The organism is Geodermatophilus sp. SYSU D01106, assembly GCF_054049995.1.
Genome location: NZ_JBJGYM010000013.1, coordinates 111,172 through 117,461, shown reverse-complemented (window position 1 = coordinate 117,461; position 6,290 = coordinate 111,172). Strand labels below are relative to the sequence as shown.

Genomic DNA, 6,290 nt, shown 5'->3' with positions numbered 1-6,290 from the left:
GGGGGGGGGCGGGGGGGGGGGGGGGGGGGGGGGGGGGGGGGGGGGGGGGGGGGGGGGGGGGGGGGGGGGGGGGGGGCGGGGGGCCCCCCCCCCCCCCCCCTCCGCGCGTTTGGATGGCGGCCGTGCCCGCTCCCCCGCGCCGCCCGCCGACGCCCCTCCTGGCGGCCGCGCTCGTGGCGCTGCCGGGCACGTACCTCGGGGCGGCGGCGTACCTCGGCCTGCCCGCTCCGGACCTGGCGCCGCCGCTGCAGGCCCTGGTCTACGGGACGGCGATCGTCGGCGCGGCGTTCCTGCTGTCGTGGGCCGCCGAGGCCGCGCAGGTCGACATCAGCGCCGGCCTCGCGCTGGCCCTGCTCGCGCTGCTGGCCGTGCTGCCGGAGTACGCCGTCGACTTCGTCTTCACCTGGACGGCCGGGACGACCGTCGGCGAGACCGGCTCCTGCACGCCCCCGGACGGCGGCGAGGACGCCTGCGCGCTGGCGCTGGCCAACATGACCGGCGCCAACCGGGTGCTGGTCGGCGTCGGCTGGCCGCTGGTGGTGCTGGTCGCCGCGGTCGTGGTCGCCCGCCGCCGCGCGGCCGGTGACCCCGCCGCCCGGGACGTGCCCCGCGGCGAGGTCCGGCTGTCGCCGGCGATGTCCCCCGAGGTCGTCTTCCTCGGCATCGCCACCCTGTACTCGCTGCACCTGCCGCTGCGGACGAGCCTCACGATCGTCGACGCCGTCGTGCTGGTGACGGTCTTCGTGCTCTACGCCCGCCGGCTCGCGCAGGCCCCGGCCGAGGACCCCGACCTGATCGGCACCTCGCGCTGGATGGGCGAGCAGCCGCAGCGCCGGCGGCGCACCTGGGTGGGCGGCGTGTTCGCCGCCGCGGCGCTGGTGATCCTCGCCTGCGCCGAGCACTTCGCCGAGTCGCTGGTGGAGACCGGCACGACGCTCGGCGTCGACGAGTTCCTGCTCGTGCAGTGGGTGGCGCCGCTGGCCAGCGAGGCGCCCGAGCTCATCGTGGCCTGCCTCTACGCCGCGCGGCTGCGCGCCTCGGACTCCCTCGGCACCCTGCTGTCGAGCAAGGTCAACCAGTGGACGCTGCTCGTGGGCACGATCCCGGTCGTCTTCGCGCTGAGCTCGACGTCGTTCTCCGGCCTGCCGCTGGACACCCAGCAGCGCACCGAGCTGCTGCTCACCGCCGCCCAGTCGCTGTTCGCCGTCTCGCTGCTGGTCGGCCTGCGGCTGACCGCCGGCGGCGCGGCGACGCTGTTCGTGCTGTTCGCCGTGCAGTTCGCCGGCAGCATCCTGCTGCCCGCCGACGCCGACCGGGTGCTGGTCCTCGTGCTCTCCGGCGTCTACGTGGTGCTCGCGCTGGCCCGCTTCGCGCTGCGCGCCCGCACCACCCGCCGGCTCGCGCGCGACGGCACGGTCACCCCGTACGCCGAGCTCGAGCCGGCCTGACCCCGGCTCTGCTGACCCCGGGTCACCGGAAGGCCGTCGCGGCCTCCTCGACCGTCGCGACGTAGGCGGCCCGGGCGGCGTCGCCGTCGCGGGTGAGGTTGTCGTTGTCCCGGCGCAGGCCGGCCGCGCCGTCGAGGCCCTCGCGCAGCACGTCGGCGTGGCCGGCGTGCCGCGCCACCTCGGCCAGCACGTGCACCAGCAGCGCGTGCAGCGTGGGGTGGCGGCGCTCCTCGGGCCACCACGGCACCTCGCCGGTGGCGTCCAGCGGGAGCGCGGCGACGGTGGCCTCCGCGTGCCCGGCCACCCGGGCGGAGAGCGCGAGGACGTCGGCGCGGGACTCGTCGGCGCGCACCCACAGGTCGTCGTCGTCCCCCGCGTCGGGGTCGTCCCAGACCATCGGCTCGGGGAACGGCCGGCCCAGCACGCCGCCCAGGTAGCCGGCCTCCACGCAGGCGAGGTGCTTCACCAGGCCGAGCAGGTTGGTGCCGGTGGGCGTCAGCGGCCGGCGCACGTCGTACTCCGAGAGCCCGTCGAGCTTCCAGAGCAGCGCCTCGCGGGCGGACGTCAGGTAGCGCAGGAGGGTCGCCTTGGCCGCGTCGTCGTCCACCCGGGCAGCCTCTCAGCCCTGGGCGAGCTGTGTGGCGTAGAGGCAGATGGCCGCGGCGGCGGCCAGGTTGAGGCTCTCGGCGCGGCCGCGCATCGGGATCCGCACCCGGGCGTCGGCGGCCGCGGCCAGCTCCGGCGGCACGCCGCGCGCCTCGTTGCCGAACAGCCACAGCACCGGCCCGGCGAGGACGTCGCCCAGCCCGTCGAGGGAGGCCTCTCCCCCGCCGTCGGCGGCGAGCACGGTGACCCCGCGGGCCCGCAGGTCGCCGACCAGCGGCTCCAACGGCGCGCCCCGCACGACGTCGAGGTGGAACAGGCTGCCCGCGCTGGACCGCACGGCCTTGCCGCCGTAGGGGTCGGCGGACCCGGCGCCGAAGACCACCGCGCCCGCGCCGCAGGCGTCGGCGGTGCGCAGCACGGTGCCGGCGTTGCCCGGATCGGCGAGGCCGGCGAGGGCCACCGCCAGCGCCGGCGGGTCGGCGGCGAGCCGCCCGGCGGGCAGGTCGCGCAGGGCGCAGACGGCGACCAGGCCCTGCGGCGTCACGGTCTCCGACAGCGACGCCGCCGCCCTCTCGGTGACCAGCCGGACGGGGACGGCGCTGCCGGCGAGCAGGTCGCGGTGCGCGGCCGCGGCGGCCTCGGTGGCGAAGACCTCGCGGACGGCGTCCGGGTCGGACACGGCCAGCGCGAGCGCCTCGCTCACGGCCTGCCGGCCCTCGGCGAGGAAGGCGCGGGCCTCGTCGCGGCCGGCCCGGCGGGTCAGCTTCCGCGCCGCGGCCACCCGCCCGGAGCGCTCGGTCAGCAGCTCGCTCACGTCGTCGTCCTCCCCTGTCGCACGGACCCCGGACACACCGACGCCGCCGGCGCCGGCCCCGGAGGACCGGACGCCGGCGGCGTCGGGAGGCGGAACGTCAGGCGGCCTGCTCGCCACCGGCCGGAGCGGCGGCGACGGCGGCGCGGGCGGTCTCCACCAGCGCGGCGAAGGCGGCCGGCTCGTTGACCGCGAGCTCGGCGAGCACACGGCGGTCGAGCTCGATGCCGGCCAGCTTGAGGCCCTGCATGAACCGGTTGTAGGTCATGTCGTTCTGACGCGCGGCGGCGTTGATGCGGGTGATCCACAGCTTGCGGAAGTCACCCTTGCGCACCTTGCGGTCGCGGTAGTTGTAGGTGGCCGAGTGGAGGATCTGCTCCTTGGCCTTGCGGTACAGGCGCGAACGCTGACCGCGGTAGCCGCTGGCTGCCTCGAGGGTCGTCCGGCGCTTCTTCTGGGCGTTGACCGCCCGCTTCACGCGTGCCACGTGAGTACTCCTTGTTCGTTACGGGAGGCGGGGGCTCAGATGCCCAGCAGCTTCTTGACGGCCTTGGTGTCGGCGGGGCTCAGGACCTGGTCCTTCTCCAGCCGGCGCTTGCGCCGCGAGGACTTGTGCTCGAACTTGTGCTGGTTGTTGGCCTGCTCGCGCATGATCTTGCCGGTGCCCGTCACGCGCACCCGCTTGGCGGTGCCCTTGTGGGTCTTCTGCTTCGGCATGTCCTCGTCGTCCTGTTCGTGGGTGTCGGCGCCGCGCGGCAGCGCGGGGCTGCCGCGACGGCGCCGGCCGTCTCGGTGGTGCGGTCCTGCGGTGCGCCGGTCAGGCCGTCGGGGTCTGACCCTCGGCGGCCCGCTCGGCCTTGGCCTGACGGCGGGCGCCGTCGGTCGCGGCCTGGTTCCGGTGCGGGGCGATCACCATGACCATGTTGCGGCCGTCCTGCTTCGGGTTGGACTCGATGACGCCCAGTTCGGACACGTCACCGGCCAGCCGCTGCAGCAGGCGGTAGCCCATCTCCGGGCGCGACTGCTCGCGACCGCGGAACATCACGGTGATCTTGACCTTGTCGCCCGCCTTGAGGAAGCGCTCGACGTGGCCCTTCTTGGTCTCGTAGTCGTGCGGGTCGATCTTCAGGCGCAGCCGCATCTCCTTGATGACGGTGAGCGCCTGGTTCCGCCGGGCCTCGCGGGCCTTCTGGGCGGACTCGTACTTGAACTTCCCGTAGTCCATCAGCTTGACGACCGGCGGCCGGGCCATCGGCGCGACCTCGACGAGGTCGAGCTCGGAGTCCTGCGCCAGGCGCAGCGCCTCGCCGATCGGCACGATGCCGACCTGCTCGCCCTCCGGTCCGACCAGACGGACCTCGGGGACGCGGATACGGTCGTTGATACGGGGCTCGGTGATGGCCTCTCCTCTGCAGTTCACACGGGAGGAGCCGCCCTCCGGGACCGGAGACGACGAGGGCCCCGTGAGCGGTGTGCTCACAGGGCCCGTCTCGCCGGTACCGCCCCGGCCCACGGATGGGCCGGGTACGTCGCGGGACGCCGGCCGGGGCGGGCCGGCGTCTCGCGAACCGGTGACCTGGGCGCCTCGGCGGCGCCAGGTGGGAGCGGGCTCCTCTTGGGTCAGCGGCCCGGGGCGGGGCCGCTGGAGTGGTTCACGCGCCTCGTGTAGCGGGGAGGCACGCTCATGCTACAGCGTCCGGGACCCCCGGGTCATTCCCGGGCCTCCCACTCGTAGAGCAGCGGGCCGGTGGCGGGCTTCGGGTGGGCCGCGCGGTGGGCGGCGAGCAGCGCCCGCAGGCCCTCGACGGCGTCGAGCGCGCGCTGCCGGTCGACCGCCTGGACGGCGAGGACGGCGACCTCGTCGTCGTTGGTGAGCTCGAGGCTGGCCCACGAGGAGTGCCGGTCGAACCGCACGGCCCGCACCCGGTCCCAGCCCAGCTCGTGCTTCACCAGCACGTTGCGCACGCGCACGCCGTCGGCGTCGGCGTCGACCCGGGACGCGCCGGCCAGCATCACGCCGCCCCCGACGAACAGGCCCAGGCCCACGACGGCGACCTGGTCGACCAGGCCGAAGGTGACCACGCCGGTCGAGGACTCGGTGAGCAGGACCGCGACGACGACCATCACGGCCACGACGACGGCGGCGGCGACCGCGCAGATCAGCCGCAGCCGGCGCGGCGTGGCGGACACGGGGACGGCGGGCGGCGTCGGCACGGGTCCCATCCTCCCAGCCCGGCGGCCCGGTGCGGTGGCAGAGTGCCGGGCGTGGAGGGATCCGGCGTGGGAGGGACCGGCGGAGGAGCGACCGGCGCGGGAGGGACCGGCGGAGGAGCGACCGGCATGGAGGTGACCGGCCCCGCGCAGCAGGCGGCGTGGCGGGAGCGCACGGTGCCGGGCGTCGAGCGGGTGCGCCCCGGGCTGTGGTCGGTGCCGGTGCCGCTGGCCGGCCCGCTGCGCTGGGTCAACGCCTACGTCCTGGAGCTGGCCGGTGGCGGGCTCGGGCTGGTCGACACCGGCTGGGACGCCGACGACAGCTGGGCGGCGCTGTGCGCGGGCCTGTTGGGCATCGGGGCCGGCGTCGCCGACGTCCGCGGCGTGCTGGTCACCCACATGCACTTCGACCACGTGGGGCTGGCCGCCCGGGTGCGGGAGGCCTCCGGGGCGTGGATCGCGATGCACCCGGCCGACGCCCGCGGCCTGGCCTCGCTCACCGGGCGGGCGCCGGAGCTGTCCACCGAGACCGAGGTGGCCTTCCTGGTGGGCCTGGGCGCGCCGGAGGCGGACGCCCGCGCCGACGCCGGCACCCCGGAGCAGCGCGCGCAGTGGCACCGGCTGGCCCGGCCCGACCGGCTGCTGGAGGACGGCGACCGCGCCGACCTGCCCGGCTGGTCGCTGCGCGCGGTGCACACGCCCGGGCACACCGCCGGGCACCTGTGCTTCGCCGACGAGGACACCGGTCTGTTCTTCGCCGGCGACCACGTCCTCCCCCGCATCAGCCCCAACATCTCCACCCACGCCGGGGGCCTCGCCGACCCGCTGCGCGAGTACCTCGTCTCGCTGGAGGCGGTCGGCGCGCGGGAGCCCGCCGAGGTGCTGCCCGGCCACGAGTGGCGGTTCCGCGGCCTCGGCGCCCGCACCCGCGAGCTGCGCGCCCACCACGAGCGGCGGCTGGCCGAGCTGCTGGCCGCCGTCCGCGAGCACCCCGGCAGCACGCCGTGGGACCTCGCCGCGCACCTCACCTGGTCGCGCCCGTGGTCGGAGTACGCGCGGCGGATGCGGATCTTCGCCGTCACCGAGACCGACGCGCACCTGCGGCTGCTGGCCAGCCGCGGGCTGGTGACCGGCGACGGCGGCGCGGTGCCCACCTGGACGGCGGCGGCCCTGCGCTGAGCCGCGGCCCCGCCGCGGCACTAGCCTCCGGGGGG

8 protein-coding genes are annotated in these 6,290 nt (G+C 76.4%); 2 read left to right on the top strand and 6 right to left on the bottom strand.

The features are described 5' to 3' along the window. Positions 1-122: 122 nt before the first annotated feature. Positions 123-1,448 (top strand): sodium/calcium exchanger protein, encoded by a 1,326-nt coding sequence (locus tag ACI78R_RS15200; RefSeq protein ID WP_457041319.1) that lies wholly within the window; start codon positions 123-125, stop codon positions 1,446-1,448. Between the two features lie 22 nt (positions 1,449-1,470). Here ACI78R_RS15200 and ACI78R_RS15195 read toward each other — a convergent pair whose 3' ends face one another. The 6 genes from ACI78R_RS15195 to ACI78R_RS15170 all read right to left on the bottom strand — a co-directional run bounded on the left by ACI78R_RS15195 (position 1,471) and on the right by ACI78R_RS15170 (position 5,088). Next, positions 1,471-2,055 (bottom strand): DinB family protein, encoded by a 585-nt coding sequence (locus ACI78R_RS15195; protein WP_457041318.1) that lies wholly within the window; start codon positions 2,053-2,055, stop codon positions 1,471-1,473. Positions 2,056-2,067: 12 nt separating this feature from the next. Next, positions 2,068-2,868, bottom strand: coding sequence for a TrmH family RNA methyltransferase (locus tag ACI78R_RS15190; RefSeq protein WP_457041317.1), 801 nt, complete (start codon positions 2,866-2,868; stop codon positions 2,068-2,070). Between the two features lie 97 nt (positions 2,869-2,965). Then, positions 2,966-3,352 (bottom strand): 50S ribosomal protein L20, encoded by a 387-nt coding sequence (gene rplT / locus ACI78R_RS15185; RefSeq protein WP_093579784.1) that lies wholly within the window; start codon positions 3,350-3,352, stop codon positions 2,966-2,968. Between the two features lie 35 nt (positions 3,353-3,387). After that, positions 3,388-3,582, bottom strand: a complete 195-nt coding sequence (rpmI, locus tag ACI78R_RS15180; protein ID WP_073422719.1) for a 50S ribosomal protein L35 — start codon at positions 3,580-3,582, stop codon at positions 3,388-3,390. 100 nt (positions 3,583-3,682) lie between these two features. Then, positions 3,683-4,285, bottom strand: a complete 603-nt coding sequence (infC, locus tag ACI78R_RS15175) for a translation initiation factor IF-3 (RefSeq protein WP_073422718.1) — start codon at positions 4,283-4,285, stop codon at positions 3,683-3,685. A 290-nt stretch (positions 4,286-4,575) separates the two neighbouring features. After that, positions 4,576-5,088 carry a PH domain-containing protein gene (locus ACI78R_RS15170; RefSeq protein ID WP_073422717.1) on the bottom strand — a complete coding sequence of 171 codons (513 nt, stop codon included), beginning with the start codon at positions 5,086-5,088 and terminating at the stop codon, positions 4,576-4,578. Positions 5,089-5,205: 117 nt separating this feature from the next. Between ACI78R_RS15170 and ACI78R_RS15165 the strand changes: the two genes are divergently transcribed. Then, complete coding sequence (locus tag ACI78R_RS15165; protein ID WP_457041316.1) at positions 5,206-6,255, top strand: MBL fold metallo-hydrolase; 1,050 nt, start codon at positions 5,206-5,208, stop codon at positions 6,253-6,255. Positions 6,256-6,290 lie beyond the last annotated feature (35 nt).